The 18,366-nt window shown below is 35.8% G+C and carries 20 protein-coding genes and 1 other annotated feature; of the genes, 14 read left to right on the top strand and 6 right to left on the bottom strand.

Going from position 1 to position 18,366, the window contains the following annotated elements; translation table 11 throughout:
* Positions 1 to 56: 56 nt before the first annotated feature.
* Both MKZ17_RS12945 and MKZ17_RS12940 read left to right on the top strand, forming a co-directional pair.
* Positions 57 to 554: a TetR-like C-terminal domain-containing protein gene (locus MKZ17_RS12945; RefSeq protein WP_340725556.1), complete on the top strand. Its 498-nt coding sequence runs from the start codon at positions 57 to 59 to the stop codon at positions 552 to 554.
* Between the two features lie 35 nt (positions 555 to 589).
* Complete coding sequence (locus MKZ17_RS12940; protein WP_340724148.1) at positions 590 to 1,111, top strand: NUDIX hydrolase; 522 nt, start codon at positions 590 to 592, stop codon at positions 1,109 to 1,111.
* Between the two features lie 65 nt (positions 1,112 to 1,176).
* On the opposite strand, the gene MKZ17_RS12935 is transcribed toward MKZ17_RS12940, so the two are convergent.
* The 3 genes from MKZ17_RS12935 to MKZ17_RS12925 are packed head-to-tail and all read right to left on the bottom strand — an operon-like array spanning position 1,177 to position 2,541.
* Entirely contained in the window at positions 1,177 to 1,569 is a 393-nt protein-coding gene (locus MKZ17_RS12935) for a hypothetical protein (RefSeq protein ID WP_340724147.1), read from the bottom strand.
* A gap of 53 nt (positions 1,570 to 1,622) precedes the next feature.
* Positions 1,623 to 2,066 (bottom strand): hypothetical protein, encoded by a 444-nt coding sequence (locus MKZ17_RS12930; protein ID WP_340724146.1) that lies wholly within the window; start codon positions 2,064 to 2,066, stop codon positions 1,623 to 1,625.
* 22 nt (positions 2,067 to 2,088) lie between these two features.
* Positions 2,089 to 2,541 carry a helix-turn-helix transcriptional regulator gene (locus MKZ17_RS12925; RefSeq protein WP_340724145.1) on the bottom strand — a complete coding sequence of 151 codons (453 nt, stop codon included), beginning with the start codon at positions 2,539 to 2,541 and terminating at the stop codon, positions 2,089 to 2,091.
* Positions 2,542 to 2,690: 149 nt separating this feature from the next.
* Positions 2,691 to 2,929, top strand: a binding site (T-box leader).
* Positions 2,930 to 3,030: 101 nt separating this feature from the next.
* Between MKZ17_RS12925 and metG the strand changes: the two genes are divergently transcribed.
* The gene (metG, locus tag MKZ17_RS12920) at positions 3,031 to 4,665 is read left to right on the top strand and encodes a methionine--tRNA ligase (RefSeq protein ID WP_445326915.1); all 1,635 of its coding nucleotides are present in this window, start codon (positions 3,031 to 3,033) and stop codon (positions 4,663 to 4,665) included.
* Between the two features lie 462 nt (positions 4,666 to 5,127).
* On the opposite strand, the gene MKZ17_RS12915 is transcribed toward metG, so the two are convergent.
* A complete protein-coding gene (locus tag MKZ17_RS12915; RefSeq protein WP_340724143.1) occupies positions 5,128 to 6,297 on the bottom strand; it encodes a DUF418 domain-containing protein in 1,170 nt (389 codons plus the stop codon).
* Positions 6,298 to 6,454: 157 nt separating this feature from the next.
* Positions 6,455 to 7,291 (bottom strand): MerR family transcriptional regulator, encoded by an 837-nt coding sequence (locus MKZ17_RS12910; RefSeq protein ID WP_340724142.1) that lies wholly within the window; start codon positions 7,289 to 7,291, stop codon positions 6,455 to 6,457.
* 136 nt (positions 7,292 to 7,427) lie between these two features.
* Between MKZ17_RS12910 and pssA the strand changes: the two genes are divergently transcribed.
* The 7 genes from pssA to MKZ17_RS12875 all read left to right on the top strand — a co-directional run bounded on the left by pssA (position 7,428) and on the right by MKZ17_RS12875 (position 13,161).
* Positions 7,428 to 7,979 (top strand): CDP-diacylglycerol--serine O-phosphatidyltransferase, encoded by a 552-nt coding sequence (pssA, locus tag MKZ17_RS12905; protein WP_340724141.1) that lies wholly within the window; start codon positions 7,428 to 7,430, stop codon positions 7,977 to 7,979.
* Positions 7,954 to 8,430: a DedA family protein gene (locus tag MKZ17_RS12900; protein ID WP_340724140.1), complete on the top strand. Its 477-nt coding sequence runs from the start codon at positions 7,954 to 7,956 to the stop codon at positions 8,428 to 8,430. Before pssA ends, MKZ17_RS12900 begins: the two co-directional genes overlap by 26 nt.
* A 20-nt stretch (positions 8,431 to 8,450) precedes the next feature.
* Positions 8,451 to 9,005 (top strand): GNAT family N-acetyltransferase, encoded by a 555-nt coding sequence (locus MKZ17_RS12895; RefSeq protein WP_340724139.1) that lies wholly within the window; start codon positions 8,451 to 8,453, stop codon positions 9,003 to 9,005.
* A gap of 168 nt (positions 9,006 to 9,173) precedes the next feature.
* The gene (locus MKZ17_RS12890) at positions 9,174 to 10,388 is read left to right on the top strand and encodes an MFS transporter (protein ID WP_340724138.1); all 1,215 of its coding nucleotides are present in this window, start codon (positions 9,174 to 9,176) and stop codon (positions 10,386 to 10,388) included.
* A 287-nt stretch (positions 10,389 to 10,675) separates the two neighbouring features.
* A complete protein-coding gene (locus MKZ17_RS12885; protein WP_340724137.1) occupies positions 10,676 to 10,993 on the top strand; it encodes a hypothetical protein in 318 nt (105 codons plus the stop codon).
* A gap of 3 nt (positions 10,994 to 10,996) precedes the next feature.
* Entirely contained in the window at positions 10,997 to 11,425 is a 429-nt protein-coding gene (locus MKZ17_RS12880) for a DUF4279 domain-containing protein (protein WP_340724136.1), read from the top strand.
* A 353-nt stretch (positions 11,426 to 11,778) separates the two neighbouring features.
* Positions 11,779 to 13,161 (top strand): methyl-accepting chemotaxis protein, encoded by a 1,383-nt coding sequence (locus MKZ17_RS12875; RefSeq protein ID WP_340724135.1) that lies wholly within the window; start codon positions 11,779 to 11,781, stop codon positions 13,159 to 13,161.
* 109 nt (positions 13,162 to 13,270) lie between these two features.
* Here MKZ17_RS12875 and MKZ17_RS12870 read toward each other — a convergent pair whose 3' ends face one another.
* Positions 13,271 to 14,644 carry an aminotransferase-like domain-containing protein gene (locus MKZ17_RS12870; protein ID WP_340724134.1) on the bottom strand — a complete coding sequence of 458 codons (1,374 nt, stop codon included), beginning with the start codon at positions 14,642 to 14,644 and terminating at the stop codon, positions 13,271 to 13,273.
* A 148-nt stretch (positions 14,645 to 14,792) separates the two neighbouring features.
* Here MKZ17_RS12870 and MKZ17_RS12865 point away from each other — a divergent pair, with 148 nt between their 5' ends.
* The 4 genes from MKZ17_RS12865 (at position 14,793) to phnG (ending at position 18,365) form a co-directional block, all read left to right on the top strand.
* Complete coding sequence (locus tag MKZ17_RS12865) at positions 14,793 to 15,671, top strand: DMT family transporter (RefSeq protein ID WP_340724133.1); 879 nt, start codon at positions 14,793 to 14,795, stop codon at positions 15,669 to 15,671.
* Between the two features lie 520 nt (positions 15,672 to 16,191).
* Positions 16,192 to 16,638 (top strand): GNAT family N-acetyltransferase, encoded by a 447-nt coding sequence (locus MKZ17_RS12860; protein WP_340724132.1) that lies wholly within the window; start codon positions 16,192 to 16,194, stop codon positions 16,636 to 16,638.
* 409 nt (positions 16,639 to 17,047) lie between these two features.
* Positions 17,048 to 17,749 carry a GntR family transcriptional regulator gene (locus tag MKZ17_RS12855; protein WP_340724131.1) on the top strand — a complete coding sequence of 234 codons (702 nt, stop codon included), beginning with the start codon at positions 17,048 to 17,050 and terminating at the stop codon, positions 17,747 to 17,749.
* A gap of 193 nt (positions 17,750 to 17,942) precedes the next feature.
* Entirely contained in the window at positions 17,943 to 18,365 is a 423-nt protein-coding gene (gene phnG / locus MKZ17_RS12850; RefSeq protein ID WP_340724130.1) for a phosphonate C-P lyase system protein PhnG, read from the top strand.
* Position 18,366: the final 1 nt, after the last annotated feature.

Genomic DNA, 18,366 nt, shown 5'->3' with positions numbered 1-18,366 from the left:
CAGGAGTTTGAAAATTGACGAAAAAAGTAGACCCCCGTACGATTCGGACTCAGGAAATGTTGAAAAACGGCTTATTAAATCTTTTAATCGAGGGCTATACATTGAATGAATTATCCGTCCAAAAGGTAACAGAAAAAGCCTTATTAAATCGAACGACCTTTTATTTACATTACGAGGATATTAATGCATTAATACACCAATTAACAGAAGAAGTACTTCAAGAAATAACGGGGAAAATAGAGGTTCTTAAGACGGAAAATAACATAAATAAAGAATACCCATTAGTTGAATTATTGGATTACTTATATACAAAAAGGCATTATTTGCTTGTTCTATTTCAGTTAGAACAATTTGAAAAGCATTTGTTCCAACTGATGAAGGAATTAATCGAAACGCGTCGAATTCATAGTATAAATCCAAGTAGAAAAATACTTGTCGATCTTGAAATCAAAACAGCTTCCCTTGTTGGCATCATTATGTGGTGGCTAAAGGATGGCTCGCATTTAAGCTCAGATTATATTGCTGGGCAAATCCAACAGTTATACCGATCTTAAGTACTAAACTGAAAAGCATCGAGAAGAGGAGACCTATGAAAACAATTTATGCGTATTGGGGCGGGGGCAAGCACTATGTCAAACTGACATGGCTGCCACAATTCCCTGTAAAGCAAACGGAGGTAACTAGTGCTCATTGTGTTTGTGTAAACGATGGGAAAGTGCTACTTAGCTATATTAAAGGCCGAGGCTTTAATCTTCCAGGAGGGCATATTGATGAAGATGAAACGGTCGATGCAGCTGTTCATCGTGAAGTATTGGAAGAGGCTTATGTGGAAGGAGAAATTTACTATTTAGGCTGCATAGAAGTAAGTCATGAAGAAAATAGTAATTTTGACCCGAACGGAAAATACCCTAAAATCGGCTATCAAGCCTTTTATCGTATGGATGTTACAGCGTGTTTGCCATTTTTACGAGAATACGAAGCAACAACAAGGGTATGGGTCGAGCCAGCGGAATTACCATTTGTGCTAGATGATCATGAATTAGCAATACATATTGTAAACGCGGCATTTGAAGGAAGCTTTGAAGTGAACGAGAAACTGGAGTTTAGTTGACAAGTACAGGACATTAAAAAGAGGCATAGCTTCATGGATTTTCCTAGCTTTTGCCTCTTTTACATTCAATCCCTGTTTAGTCGATGTAATAAATACTGGATGCTGTCTAGTACGAAGCCATAAAACGCACCAACTACGACACGTGCGATAACCCCAATAGTTGTTAGACGCTCATCCATTAAATTAATGTCTTCTAAATATAACAGCTTCACAAATAAAATATCCGTTCCGAAAAACGTTATTAAAAGCCCTTTATCATCTTGACCGATTACATTTAATAGACTCAAACCAAAACATAAAGCTGCAATACAAAAAGTAAAATTATTAAAGGGCTTTGGTAAGAATTTAATTCCGCTGAACACCAATGTAAAGGGAATTCCAATTAATGAAATGATACCAAGAAATATTAAACTTGGATGCCAAAACATATTCATCCCAATTATCGTGATTATATACAATAAGATAAATCCAATAAGCCAATAAAAATATGCAGATTTGAAGTACAGTGAAATTACCTCCTATTTGAAAGAGTCCATTTTTTGAATAGTGAGAATGCAAAGAGCAGTAAATAAAACAATGATGTACCGATTGAGAACATTTCGTAACGCACATCAAACCAATAGTTTATACCGAATAGTGGTACGACAAATACTATGTATAGTGGATTTACAATGCCCTGAATTACATCTAAAACTGCATACTCATAAGCTAGCCATTCTATTTTAGTTAATATAAAAATAACAATGCCAGCTATCATACCTCCAAGTGACAAAATCGAAGTAAGATTCTGATAGAGAACTGAAAGTATAAGACAGGCTATAATAAAAATTAAAGATGAAATAAAATGTGTCATTTCAATCGTTGTGTCTGGATGCTTTATCGCTGGTATAACATTGAGCGGAAGGACAAATAGATAAACAGCTATAAAGCTAATGGAAACAATTCTTTTTTTCATATTGAAGCCTCCACAGCCATTATTAATTTTTCGTTAACTCCTTTAGCCTAGTTAATGCTTCATTTTTGTCAAAGGTGCTAAACCAACGATAATTTTCGCTATCTAAAATGCGGTAATGATTACTAATTAAATTTTGCTGTAGTCGAAAATCACCGTCATGATCAATTTCTTTCCACCAAATTTTCCCGCCAAGTGTTTTTTCCCTAGAGGTCGCATCAATTTTTTCTGCAATCATTTGTGCAAAATCGACCGGATGATCCCCAAGTGTAGAAACTAAAATTTCACTTTCATTAAACAGTGCACAAAACGCTAAAACGGTTGTCCAGCTTGCTGGCATACGTCCTTTTTCGATTTGTACAAGGGTTTTCTTAGAAATGCCTAAAATTTCAGCCATCTTTTCTTGGGAAAAGCCTTGCTCAGTACGAACAATTTTCATTTTATTCGAAATTAATTGAATGAAATCTTCTTTTACCATGCCGTATATAAACCTGCCTTTTTAGTGTAATTTTACACAAAAGTTGTAAAATGTCAAAATTTAATTGTGAAATTGAGCAATCTTTTCTGTTGTATTAGAAATTAACTTGATAAGGAAATGATTAAATGCTAGGATAAATTTGTTATAATATTCAAGCATTGATAAGGAAGAGTAAGTAAGCAGCGTTTTGTAGAGAGCTTCTGATGGTGGAAATGAAGCAAACAAACCTTACCGAATATGACCTTTGAGCTTCGTACCGAAATTTTAGTAGGCTACGACGAGGTGGCACTCGTTACAACTGCGGCAGTATGAACACGTACTGGTGAAGGCAAATAGTGTGAGCTATTTGTGAATTTAGGTGGTAACACGAAATGTATTCGTCCTAATCGTTCTTTTACGATTAGGGCGTTTTTTGTGTTTTAAAACAAGAAGGCTTCCACATGCATTTATATTTAACAAGGTTACATTAAAAAGATGGAGGAATTGAAGATGAATATTTTAATTGGAGGGGCTTGGCCATATGCCAATGGCTCATTGCATTTAGGGCATATTGCAGCACTACTACCTGGGGATATTTTAGCCCGATATTACCGGTTAAAAGGGGACAATGTACTGTATGTGTCTGGAAGTGACTGTAATGGAACGCCGATTTCCATTCGTGCCAATCAAGAAAATACAACCGTCACGGCAATTGCCGATCGCTATCACGAAGAGTTTACTGAAACATTTCAACGCCTTGGTTTTACGTATGATTTTTATACGCGCACAGATGCAAAACATCATCATGAATCGGTGAAAAGTATTTTTCTGCAATTATTAAAAAATGGGCATTTATATACAAAGAAAATTGAACAAGCGTATTGCTCAATTGATCAGCAGTTTTTACCGGACCGTTTTGTAGAAGGCATTTGTCCTAATTGCGGGGCAAAAGCGCGTGGTGACCAATGTGATAATTGTTCGGAAATATTAGACCCATTAGATTTGCTAGAAAAACGCTGTAAAATATGTGGGAATGAACCAGAGATAAAAGAAACGGAACATTTTTATTTTGCTTTTAGCAAATTTCAAAAGCAACTAGAAACATTTGTTGAACAAGCACATCACGAAAAAAGATGGCACGAAAATGCGATTAATTTAACGCAACGATATTTACAGGAAGGCTTACCGGACCGTGCTGTTACGAGAGATTTACCTAATGGCATTGATGTACCAGTTGCGGGCTTTGACGGGAAGAAAATTTATGTTTGGATTGAAGCAGTTTCCGGTTATTATACCGCGAGCATCGAATGGGGCAAGTTGCATCAACAAGACGTATCGAATTGGTGGAATGAGCAAACGAAGGCGTATTATGTACATGGCAAGGATAATATTCCATTCCATAGTGTGATTTGGCCGGCTATTTTAATGGGAATCGAAAACAAAGGACTGCCAACAAATATTGTATCCAATGAATACTTAACGCTTGAGAAGCGGAAAATTTCTACTAGTCAAAATTGGGCAGTGTGGGCGCCATATATGTTAGAAAACTACCACCCCGATTCATTGCGCTATTTTTTAACAATTAATGCGCCAGAAAGTCGAGATGCCGATTTTTCATGGAGAGAATTTATTTATAGTCACAATAGTGAACTTTTAGGTGCATTTGCCAACTTTGTGAACCGCAATTTGAAATTTATTGAAAAATCTTTCGCAGGTCAAGTACCTCAAGTGGCAATTAACGCTAAAATGGAAAAGCTTGTTCAACAACAATATGAGCTTGTAGGTGAATTCATTGAACAAGGAAATAGTAAACCAGCCTTGGAATCCATTTTTGAATTAATTCGAGCATCTAATCGTTATTTTGATGATGAAAAACCTTGGATCACGATCAATGAACAACCTGAAAAATGCGAAGAAACACTAGCAACTTGTGTTTTTGTAATCCAAAACTTAGCACAATTATTGCAACCATTTTTACCATTTGCTTGTGCGGAAATTCAACAAATGTTGGATACTTCATTAGATACTTGGACTGTAAAAACGAAACTACCACAAGCTATTAACAACATACAGCCACTATATGAGCGTATTGATGTGAAGCGAATTGAAGAAGAATTATTGAAAATGCAAGAGAATGAAAGATAGATTATGAAGGGAAGTCATCATTTACTTCGAATGGTGAGTTGTATAAAAACTCCTTGTAGAAATTCTCCTATCGCAGCAGGGGGGAAATTCAAAAGCATAATATCTACAATTTGAGAGGGAATACAAATGAAATGTTTTTAGACCAACTTGTTGACTATATTAAGGAGAACGTTAAAGAGCAAAACCTAGTGGAGTTTTGGGCAATATGCTGTCACGATGCAACCAGCTTGTGGCTCATACTTGCGTAAAATGATTTCCCCGCCCTCAATAAAGATTTCAATGGGTCTTTTTCATTAAAGGTTCAAGGTTCTTCTTAATTCCATGCAAGAAAAGCATAAAGAAAAGTGATTAATAAGTAAAAGCCCTTTGATTTTTTAATATGAATCAAGGGACTTTTACTGTAAATAACTAGCTTTCAAAAGTAGAGGTTAATAATTAAAATTAGTATACAAATTTTAATTATTAATGGAGTGTTTTTTTAAATGTTGGTTTTTTTCCATAAGTAGCCCATCGCCAAACGAATTCAACTGGTCCAAAATGGAATCGCTTTGCCCACCATTTACTAATGAAAATTTGCAAGATGAAGAAGGCGAAAACTAGTACAAACCCTGTTGTATAAGAAATACTACCATATAAGCCAAGACCATAGCTATAAAAAATGAATGTCATACAGATTGATTGTAGTAAATAGTTACTCATCGATAGGCGTCCAACATGTGAAAGTGGGTGTAAAAGCTTGTGGCCAAATTTTGTTTGAGCTAGTAAAACAATCGTCGTCATATAAAATAAGGCAATAAATGCACCACTAAAATGTTCTTGTAAAATCATAAAGAAGAAATTATCTAATTGTAAGAAGAATGCTATTCTTGGTCCGAATCCAAGTAAGAATCCAACAATTAGTAACCCACGTAACAAATTTTTATGCTTGTCTACTTCTACTAATAATCGCAATTTAGAAAATGCAGCACCCATTAGCATTAGGCCAAACACCCCAACAGAAAGTGAAATCGCACTTACCTCAAGATTCATATACGCCCAGTCCGCAACACGTTGCTTAATGATTTCATTAATTGTGCCACTACTATACGTTTCAATCGATGTATGAACCGCGTTTGGATTGCTTATGAACTGCTGTTGTGCTTGTATAGTGAATAAATTAATCAATACAGGAATTGTGTAGACAAACATGCCTAATCGTAATAAGGCATTCCCACTTAGTTTATAGAAAAAAATAAAGAATACGCCAACAATTGCATACGTAATTAAAATATCGCCATTCCAAATTAAGAATGCGTGCGTGCAGCCAATGACAAGTAAAATGGCTAAGCGACGTGCAAAAAAGGTAGGGAAATAAATTCCCTTCATTTGAGAGCGCTCAGCAATAATCATGGCCCCGTAGCCGAAGAGAAAGGCAAATAATGGATAAAAGTTCCCTTGAGCAAAGAGTTCCACAAAATTCGAGAAAAACTGATCTACATGACTTGGCCAGTATTTAAATGAGTCCATGTAAAGAACTGGACTGTGGAAGTTCGACATATTAACAAGTAAAATGCCGAGTAATGCAAAGCCTCGTAGCACATCAATCGCGATAGTACGATTTTTTTCTTGCATAGGTGTAAATTTTGGTAACATAGTGTACCTCCAATTTCGTCTAGGTTGTTCAAAAAATGAACAAATGTAAGTATAGAGTGTGGAGTGACTCTAGGGTAAATAGTTTTTTGAAAAAATCTAAATAAGTTAATTTCAAATAAAATACGCCTATCTTAAAACGATAGACGTATGAGGTGTATTATTCTAAATGGCTTTCCTTCACTTTGACACTGATTTTCGTAATATAATGTTCTTCTTCTTTCGCTGCAATCGAATGCAGTAAGTACTCCTCATAAATATCCCCGTCGATTTCGAGCTGCTTAGTTTCTAAAAATGTCCGAAGAATTTGATAGGCTGTGTTTAAACTTTCATACGTACCTTGATGATAAAGGATTGCATAGTCACCAGCAGGCTTTATTTTCGCTAAAGGCGCATCGGCATGGCAGAAAAAGTAGCTTGGTACCTCCATTTCCGCATGCATCAAATCTCCTCGCAGAAAAGCTTCTTTCGGATAAACATCTCCGCCTGCAGCAATGCTTTTCAAACCAAGCGTTTTAAAAAAGGAATTAGATTGTTCCATCGTTTCTTCGTCTGATTTATTCCAATCTACTTGATCCACGCTATAGACGACAGGCTCTGCTGGTAATGACTTGATGAAGACTTCACCAAATGAAGCACTCTCCATTTCCATAGTTAAAACCACGGTCTGTTTGAGAAATTGTTGAATATCCTTTAATTTTTCGATTTCCATTTTTACCTTTTTATGCTGCTCTTCCGCCAATTCTCGCAAACTTTGAAGCGTTGGCGCGTCAAAATAAGTTTTCAATCTTTTAATTGGTAAGTCTACTGCTCGAAGAGATTGAATCGCCATAAACTGGTCGATTTGATCAAATGTATAGTAACGATAGCCGTTAGCTAAGGTACCAGCCGGCTTAAATAAGTCGATTTTATCGTAATAGAGGAGCGTGTCCTTACTGACTTCAAGCAGCTTCGCAAATTCGCCAGTCGAAAATGTCTTCTCAAGATTATTTTTCATCTTTTTCATTTCTCCCTTTACTCTAGAGTTACTCCATACATTACACTACTATTTGTGAACATAACACGAAAAGAAACAGGAGACAAGCCATCGTATATGGATGGAACTGTTGAAATAGAAGATAGGAGTCGATTTCATGCCACAGCAGTTATTCCCAACGATACTAACATTATGTAATTTTGTTGGTGGTGTATTAGCGATTTATGCGGTATTTGAACAAAAATTCGGCGTAGCGATAATTTGTATTAGTCTAGGGTTACTATTTGATGTATTTGATGGATGGACAGCCCGCAAGTTAAATGCTGTTTCCACATTTGGTCAAGAGTTAGATTCATTAGCTGATATTGTGACATTTGGCGTTGCACCAGCAATCCTAGCGTATCAACTTGTTTTATCTGACCTCGGGCAACTTGGTTTAAGCATTGCTCTGCTTTATAGTATCGGTGCAGTCCTACGGCTAGCACGTTTTAATGTAATGCAAAGTGATTTACCAACTTTTGTTGGGCTACCTGTTCCAGTTGCAGCGATTGGGTTACTGCTTAGTGTAGCCTTAATGTCACCGTGGTTAGTACTAATCAACTCGTGTCTTTTTGCTTGGTTAATGGTGAGCCACGTGAAATTCCCTCACTTTAAAAAAAATAAGTTAGACGGGGATGAAGTTCATGACGTTCATAAATCAGTTAATTGAAAACTACGGATACGCTGCCATCCTTATTGTGCTTGCTCTCGGATTGTTTAGCTTGCCGATTCCGGATGAGGTGCTCGTTCTACTCGTCGGGTATTTGACGAAAATTGGCTTGCTGGATTATAACTTATCGCTGCTAGCTGTTTTTAGTGGATCACTTATTGGGATGCTTGTAAGTTTCGGACTAGGTAAAAGAGTCGGTCGTCCGTTACTAGAGTGGTTTGCAAAATGGTTTAAATTATCAACTAAATGGAACAAGAAGGCGGAATACTGGATTGAAAAATACGGGGCACCTGCCATTATTGTGAGCTACTTTGTCCCTGGGATGCGACATGTAGCAGGTTACTTGTGTGGAATCTCGCATATGCCCATTAAAACCTATACGCTGTACGCAGGAACAAGTGCTTTACTCTGGAGTCTATTGTTTTTAACGCTTGGACACATTTTTGATTAGAAAATAGAAAGGATTTTTATATGACAATACACATTACATTAGCTCCTGTACCACAGGATGAGTTAAATAGTTTAAAACAAGAATTACAAGAAGCGTTTATGAAAGGTTTACAGGATAGCTTTATAGAAGCAGACGATCCGACGGAAATGGGTCCACTTCCGTCGGATGGAGAATTTGAACAATCACTTCATGATCCACATGCAGTCGTCCGCCAGCTTATGCTAAATGGCGAAAGAATTGGGGGTGTCGTATTAAAAATTAATGAAGAAACAGGGCGTAATGAAGTCGATTTCTTTTATACATTGACGTCTGCACATGGGAAAGGCATTGGCACAAAGGCATGGTTTGCGATCGAAGCAGCGTTCCCAGAAACGAAAGTCTGGGAGCTACACACACCGTATTTTGAAAAGCGTAATATTCATTTTTATGTCAACAAATGCGGCTTCAACATCGTTGAGTTTTATCACCGAGGCAATCCAGGGCCGAATGTCGAAGGAGAAGAGCCAGAAACAGTCGATGAATATGAATTTTTCCGTTTCGAAAAAATTATGCTGAAAGAGAGTTGCGAAGTGTAATGCAAATTGGATTGTAATTCTCTGGAAAGCATCCTTTAATTCCTTGTGTTAATTCTTCATCCTTAACTGGAAGGGTAAAACATTATTTTCTCACTTTAGTATGGGTTTACTCAATAGTTTACAATCGGACATGTTTAAGCAAATAGATTGAAAGGATAATTGTATAATATGAAAGAGTTATTAAAAAATAATGTATTTTTAATTGTTCAAAGTGCGGATTTACTACAGCAAATTGGTATTTGGACACGCAATATGGCACTGCTCTATTATATTATGGACCAAACGAATAATAACCCTGTTGCGGTTTCGTTATTAACCGCATTAGAGTATTTACCCATTTTTGTTTTTGCGATTATTGGTGGTGCATACGCAGATCGCTGGAATCCAAAGCGAACGGTTATTTTAGGGGACTTTTTAAGTGCTATTTCAATGATGGTAATTTTAGTTTTAATTTCAGGAGGCATTTGGCAATCTGTATTTGCCGCAGCCGTTATATCGGCAATTGTAAGCCAGTTCTCGCAGCCGTCGTCAGCAGTCATTTATAAAAAGCACATTCCTGATCACCTAGTTGGTAGTGCAATCGGTATTGGTCAAAGTATTGCGGCTTTATTTTTAATTATTGGGCCAATTTTAGGTACGTTTATTTATACGCAATTAGGTGTAACAACATCGATTACGGTTTTATTTGTCATCTTTTTATTGGCAGCCTTTATTCAGCTATTTTTACCGAAGACAGAACGTAATATTGCAAAAGAACAGCAACAATCTGTAGTCGTTGAAATTAAAGAAGGTGTGCAGTATGTGTTATCTCAGCTGAATTTAAAAATAATTGCAGCGATGTTTTTCATTTCAGGCTTAGCATTTGGTATTACACAGCCGTTGGATGTCTTTGTTATTATGGAGAGACTAGGGCTTGAAAAGGAAGATGTGCAATGGTTTGCTGCTGCCGAAGGAATTGGTATGCTCATTGGTGGTGGGATTGCGGTTGCACTCACAGTATTTGTAGAGCGTTATACGAAAATGGTTATGACTCTTTGTATGTTAATCTTCGCTGTAATTACACTATTAGAAGTAGTATCCGTATGGCCGGTGTTCACGTTTAGTATAAGAATTTTATCAGGCTTAGCGGCTGCGTTTTTCCAAGTTGTCTTTAGTACATTAATGATCAAACAGGTGGCCACTGAATATATCGGACGAACGAACGGTGTCATTATGCCGTTAATGATGGCAGGGATGTTAGGTGGCTCTCTTGTATCGGGTTTTATTGTGATTCAAATTAATTTATTTGGTGCTTATGTGATTGCAGCGATTCTTATTGCATCTTGTAGCATTTTAACGATTAAAATGAACAATCCAACTCCTGCAGAGGTGGTAAGTGATTAAAAGGTATAAGTGATTACGTATGAAAGTATTGGCGTATTAAACTAAAAATAGAATAATAGGAAAATCGATAGCAATTTTTTAGGCTATCGATTATTTTTGGTTAATATCGGACTGTACTCCGTACTTTAAACTTTGTAATATCGTTCAAAAAAATTAGGAAGCATAGGAGAAGGCTGGTAAGATTTTAGGTTATTTGGAACTTGAATAGCAGGAAAAATTCAATTTTCAATAAAATAAGAACACGGTGCTAAACAGTAGCGAATAAATGGTTAGAGGAGCGAACAAAAATGTGCAAGGAACTAAAAGTGATAAAAGTTGAGGCGGATTTCAGTGCGGATCCGTTATGGTGTAAAAAATGTTTTACTAACTTGGACCTAGAGGACTTTTTGTTACCGGCACCTTTAGTAAAAGAATTGTATGCCTGGATAGCAGATTACGGCACATGGATTGACTGGGAAGAAGATGGTACTGTAGCGGGAGCAATGGCCTTAGAAGCACAGCATAATGAGCGTGGAGAAAGGCTGACAGAGCAGTTAAAAGAGGCGTTTGCAGATCAATATGAGGTCGTATTCTCGCCGTCCATATTTACAAAAGGGGTGGTGTAGGGAATGGAGCAAACATCAATATATGCATACATACAATTTATTGGAAATGATGATTTTCCTTTAGAGATTGTGACAGAAAGTTTAGGTGTAGAGCCAACGCAAACGTGGAAGGTTGGAGATCTCGTGAATAATCATACTGCACTTGAACGTTTTTATACATGCTGGAAGTACAAGACAGCTAAGCTTGAGACTTTAGTAGTGGAAGAGGTCCTGGATCCTATTTATGACATATTCCATCAAAAAGTAGATACGATTAATCAGCTAAAGAAGCAATTCGATTTAAACGTCCAACTAGAGCTTGTCATTATAATGGAAAACGGTAACACACCTGGACTTGTCATTTCCCCTGAATTTAGCCGGTTTGCTAGTAGTATCAATGCATTGATTGATATTGATATGTATGTCCATCCGTTTAGTGGTGAGGACGAATAAATCAACTGTTTCTTCAGAATGAGCAGGGGCTACTGCCAGTTTTAAAGAATCTTTATATTAAGTAGGAGAGAGCTATAGCATAAAAATTTAGAGGAAATCGTCGCTACTTTAGCTTTAGGTGGTCAACCATGGAAGCGTATGATTTACAAGTGGAGGAAGAAGTGTGGTTCGCTTAAAAACAACAACATTTAGATTTTTGGGACTGACCTTTTAGAATGTATATATATATTTAAAATACAAGCTAATACAAAGCACTAGAATGTAATTTTTCATAATGTTAGAAAAAATAACAAATTATATGAATTTTCTGTATAATAATGTTATAAAAACTAACATATGAAGAGGGGATGTATATGATTAAATGGTTTTCAAAATCCGTAGATCATTCAAATGAAGCAATACATACTGAACAAGAAACTACGATAAATCTACAAATTCAAGTTTCCGTTGATCAACTGAATGCTGTTGTAGAACATCTTAAGTTAGCTACTACCTCGTTAAATGATACGTCATCTTCTTCGCAGCAAAGTATATTGCAGTTGAAGGAGCAAAGTGAAAAAACAAGTGAATTTACGATAAGGGTAAAGCAACAAATGGGTGCAATTGAAGCATCTTCAGTGGATGTGGCTTCAAATTCCAACCAAGTACTACAGGATAGTTTGGTGACACTTGATGATTTAACAAAGTCTTTAAATACAATCCAAATGCTTGAAAATAAAATTGAAAATCTACAACTTGGCTATCAACAATTATTGATGCAAATGAATAATTTAGTGCAACATTCGGTTCAGACAAAGCAAATTGTTGATACAATCGGCGTTATTTCGAATAAGACAAAAATCCTTGCGCTAAATGCTTCTATTGAAGCAGCGAGGGCAGGGATACATGGGCGAGGTTTTAATGTCGTGGCGAATGAAGTAGGGACATTAGCAAATTTAACAACAAATGCTGTTGCAGAAACGACGCAAAATATTCATCTAATTCAGCAAGAAATACGTAAGTCAACGGAAATGGTTCATAATGAAGAAAAGCAGGTTGAGTTAAGTGTTCAGGAAATTGGCAATGTATTGACGAGCTTTCATACATTACAAAATCGAATCCAACAAATACAATACTCAATTACAAATACGAATGAAGCGGTCAATTCACAAAAGAATAGTATTTCAGAAATTAGTAGATTGTTAAATGATATTTCTGAAATGGCTTTATCAAATGAACATCAAGTTTATCAAGTAACGACTGATACAAATAAACAACATGAAAGTATCACAGATATAATTGAAATTATGAGCTCATTAACAAATACATCAAAAGAGCTTCAGAATATAGTTCAGGCTACTGATGACAATAGAGACTATTTAATTGTTGAAGAAAGCGAAATCGAATTTATAAAATGTCAATTGACTGAACTATTAGAATTGCAGTCATTAAATGAGTTAGATGATCACTTACATAAAAATGTGCTATTAAATTTTGCACAGTCCAACCAAAATATTGAAGCAATCTGGTCAAATGATGAAGACGGGACGTTTATTTTTTCGAATCCACCAGCAGGCCTCGTAAATGCAAAAGCACGCCCATGGTTTCAGCATGCATTGCGAGGGGAATTCTTCGTATCCGAAGTCTATGTTTCATCTTTAACAAAGAAACAGTGTTTAACAGTATCGTGTCCAATCAAAAACGGCGATGTCATTGTAGGAGTTGTTGGAGTAGATTTAGCGATAGTAGGAAAATAATTTTATAAAAAGTTAAGTTTTTTAAGATTAAATATATAAAAAAAGTCGACTCCTACATTAAGGAAACGACTTTTTTAATTTGTCTTGTATAAAGGCTCTTTGGATGATATTAATGGTAGGATTTAAATGAGAGTGGGGTGTATTTCTTTTTTTCACTCATATCATTTAATGTTGATGCTAATTGCTGAATACCGTACCTTATCTTATCTTCGTTTACTTGTGAAATACTTAGTCGAATTGCTCTTTGTTCGTTTCCAGTTAAATACATTCTCGAAGCATTGTCTACATAAATATGTTTTTCATGTAATCGGTAAATCAATTGATCGACATCCATGTAGGAAGGCAAAAAGATGGTGAGATAAAAACCACTCTTTGGCTTTGTGAATTGTACATAGTTTGGTAAATACAATGAACAAGCTTCTAATAATGTATTCATTTTTTTTATGTACAATTTTTTTACGCTTTCTAAATGATATTGAAACATACCGTTTTTTAAATAGATTTCTAATGCTCCTTGTGAAAGTGGCGATGTATTGAAATCAGTGCTAAATTTGTAGTGAATGAAGGAGGAAATCATTTTTTCAGGTAGTACAACAGTAGCAATACGTAACCCCGGCAAAAATACTTTCGAAAAACTCTTAACATAAATAACTCTTCCGTTGGGTTCATAGGCAAATAAAGGGTCTACTTTTGAATCCGTATCTAATTCTGCTAAGTAATCATCCTCCACAATGTATACATCGTATTTTTCTGCAAGAGCAACGATTTTTTTCTTTTCTTCATTCGTATAATGATGTCCTAGTGGATTATGGCATCTTGGAATGATGTAAAAGAATTTAATATCATTTGTTCGAAATATATTTTCAAGTCTTTCAAAATCAATGCCCTCCATTGTCAGTTGAATTCCTAAAGTTGTAATCTGATTTAACTGTAAGGAATCTATCATACCAAAGTAAGTAGGCTGCTCAATTAATACATTGTTTTTCCCATTTGGAAATGGCATAACTGAAAGAATATGAAGCGCTTGTTGTGAGCCAGAAGTAATGACAAGTCGCTCAGTTTTTGTGAAGACTTGTAAATTCTGCAAATACTTCACAAGTTCGTTACGTAAAGAAATAAGTCCCTGTTGCTCACTATAAGTAAATAAATGCTCTTTATAATGGTCAATTGCTTGATTAATACAGTGCTGAAAGTCTTCATAAGGCATTATTCGTTTATCTGGACCTGCAGATAAAAAATCAATAATATTTTCATGTGTATTAGGTGTTTGATAATAATCAACAACGTAATAACCGCTTTTTGGTTTTGCATAGACAATATGCTGTTTTTCCAATTCAAGCAAGGCCTTTTCAACCGTATTTTTACTACATTGAAATTGTTCAGCGAGCAGCCGAATTGACGGTAATTTATCTCCTGTTTTTAACTTCCCACCCTCAATTTGCTGTTTCACCCATTCTAAAATCCCTCGATATTTTGTAACCATATATTCTCCTTTGTATCTGTCCCATGACAGATGTAGAATTCACATGTTTCAAAAAGTGTAAGTATTCAATACAATCATTTGTAATTAACAAAATCATATTATCCATGATTATGTAACACATTTGTATGCTTGTGAAGGGGGAATATTAATGGAAAACAATACATCAAAAGGAATGCTTCTCGGCTTTATTGGCATAGTCTGTTTTAGCTTTACACTACCAGCAACAAGTATATCCGTCCCTTATTTTGGTGCGACAATTGTTGGATTAGGTAGGACAGTTATTGCAGCGATTATTGTAAGTATAATTTTTATCATAAAAAAAGAATCATTACCTAATAAGAATCATTTGAAAAGTTTGTGTATTGTCGCTTTTGGTGCTGTGCTTGCCTTTCCTTTATTGACAACATTCGCAATGAAATCACTGCCTGTCTCCCATGGCGCAATTGAACTGGCTCTCCTACCACTTGCGACAGCAGGCTTTGCTATGTGGCGTGGAGGAGAGAGACCCTCAAAACGCTATTGGTTTGCGAGTATTATTGGTGCTGTAACAGTGCTTGTTTATGCCATATATTTAGGTTTAGGTCAAATACAAAAAGGTGATGTTGCACTAATTGCAGCTGTTCTAATACTTGGATTAAGTTATGCAGAAGGCGGAAAACTATCAAAAGAGCTTGGTAGTTGGCAAGTTATTGCTTGGGCTATATTAATTGGTGCGCCGTTTTTTATTATTCCCGTTGGCTTAAACATATCAGTTGATATTTTACAAGCACCTATCGAGGCTTGGATTAGTTTGTTCTATTTAGCTATTGTAAGCCAGTTTCTAGCGTATGTCGCATGGTATGGTGGAATGTCTTTAGGAGGGATTGCAAGAGTAGGACAGATTCAATATATACAGCCCTTTATAATGATTACATTTTCTGTATTATTCTTAGGAGAATCGATTACATGGCTAACGATTATTTTAGCAATTATTGTTGTGATATGTGTGATAATCGGAAAAAATACCCCTGTAATAAAAAAAGAATGAAATTTATTATGAAGAAATGTACTTAAACTAGTAGATTAGTTGAAGAAGGTTAAATCTTCATTTTGCGGAATCAAATATAAATTTATTAATGACAATTTGTATTTTTCGCCTAGTCCGCAGCATGATATTGCACAGGATTTAGTTCAGGGGATTTTTACCAAAGTTTTTGGCCCCTACACAAATACCAAACATCGCTTTGGGAATTTTTTATGGTATAATTTAACATTCTATGAACTCAAAGTGATGAGGTGAGGCAAATATGGAAATATCCGAGTTTCAAAAAAATATATCCATTATAACGGTCAATTTAAGCAATCCTTATAAATTACTAGATTAGGCACTTAGATTCTTAGATGAACAGCGTTAAGAAGCAGATGTGCGGCCGAGCCTAGGTCGGATCAGTATGGTGTACAAGGGATAATAAGCAAGGAAGCCAAATGCCGATGGACTAAAGGTTGTTACCAAAAGTTGAATTATACATATTAAACAGTCATAACTATATTTGGAAGGTGAGATTGCTTTGCTAGAGTTAAGAAAAATTAATAGTGACAATTATGAAGAATGTTTAAACTTGCGTACAACTGATATAAGTGTGGATTTTGTAGATTCTGTGGCGTTTTCATTAGCCGAGGCGTGGGTATTTTATGAGGAGTCACGCCCTTTTGCAATTTATGCCGATAATGTGATGGTAGGTTTTGTTTCAATGTCTATTGTTGATAATAACCCCCAAATCATAAATTTTATGATAGATAGCCGTTTTCAAAAAAGAGGCTATGGAACAGCAGCGGCGAAGCTTTGCGTTGATTATTTGTGTAAAGAATATAATGCAAGTAGGATTTCCTTACCAGTTAATTTAGAAAATAAAACCGCACTAAAATTTTGGAGTAGCTTAGGCTTTGAGCGATCAGACAATATAGAAAATGGTTATCTTTATATGCGGTTGTATATACCAGAAAAATATGTCTGAGTATATAAAAATGGAACCTATCTCCATATACAGTCACGATTGTTTCATAAGCGTTTTTGTTTCACTAACTGGGCTTTATATAAAGCTTTTTTCTTATTAAAATAAAGGAAGATCTACAACGTCCTTTATTCCAAGTCAACTGTTATAATGAACCATTTATAAAAGGACACCTAATGTATAATTTCTTGTACTTAATCTTATAGAGTAAACCATTTGTTTCTTTTGTAAAGAAGGTTGATATTACATTGATTTTAATTCACAAAATATTTATTTAATTTATACAATGGACTACTCAAGTAGTTCAAGCCGTTGGTATCACTTATTTCACCTCGATTCCTTTCAAAAAAGTTACATAAGACAAGTAAGTATAATGTAAGAAAGGAATTATTTTATAGGTGGGGTGTATGAAATGGATAAGCAGGAATTACTCGTGAAGGATTATTTATTACAAGGTATTTTTTCAGGGCAATTTGAGGAAGATGGCAAGATGCCAAGTGAATACCAGCTAGTAGATCAATTCAAGCTTTCTCGTATTAAAGTCCGTCATGTTTATAATCTCCTTGAAAAGATGGGGATAATTTATTCTCAAAAAGGGGTAGGACGCTTCATCAAACATCGCCAAAAACCTTTAGCGGTTGTAATGTCTGGGGATATAAGTTTCAGTGAAAAAATGATACAGCAAACATCGAATTATAAATCAATTGTAACAAAATTAGAGCAATTACCGTTTGACCATGCGATCTATAGTAAACCTTATGTAAAACAGCATACATTATATTTAGTAGAACGGCTTCGATTTATCGATCATGAGCCTGCTGCGATTCATCGTTCGTATATAGTTGTAGATCATATGCCATATGTAAAACAAATCGATCACCGGTTAACATCGATGTATCAATTTTACCAACGAAATGGGGTTCAGCAGTTTGAAAGTACATTTTCACAATTGACCGTTTCTTTTCCGAGTGAGCTTGAGCGTACTTTACTAAACTGTGAAGTTTTAGTTCCATTAGTTAGGGTTGAATCGGATAATTGGGATGCAGAGCGTGACGTTTTACTTGAATATACGGAAATCCTTTACAGGACAGATCGTTTTCATTTTCAGTTTTAACATCTGGCATCACATGCATTTACGATAAAAACACTTCAAACATAACTTGTTTGGAGTGTTTTTTTTGTATTTTAACAGGTAATTTCAATAGCTGGGCGCCACTTTTGTAAAGTAGCTTTACAAGAACTTTATGAAACCTTTTCACTACGTAGCTTGGCAACAAGATAACTTAAAGGTGAAAGGGGCTGAAGGAATGAATCGAGCTACTCGAACGAAATTATTAATTAATGTAGGGCGTAAGCAAGCAATCGACATGGCTCAAACAATGATCGAAAACTATGAGGTGTTCGATTTGCAACCGGCTAGAGAAGGTCTTGTCATGATTAAGTTGCGTGAATCTGCTCAACAATCACTATTTTATATTGGAGAAGTGCTCGTAACAGAGGCAAAGGTTAAATTACAAAACGCATTAGGTGTCGGATTAGTCATTGAGCATGAACCAGAGCTTGCGAGAGCATTAGCCATAATTGACGCAGCCTACAATGCAAACCTTCCAGAAATAGAGGAATGGGAAGTTATTTTAAATGAGCTTCAACTTTTACAGCAGCAAGCGCAGCAAGAAGTGAAACGATCTATAGAACGAACAAAAGTACAGTTCGATACGATGACGACTTAGG

The organism is Solibacillus sp. FSL R7-0682 (genome assembly GCF_038005985.1).
GTDB lineage: Bacteria > Bacillota > Bacilli > Bacillales_A > Planococcaceae > Solibacillus.
Note: the sequence above shows the minus strand (reverse complement) of the source record. Positions and strands in the feature narration are given on the sequence as shown.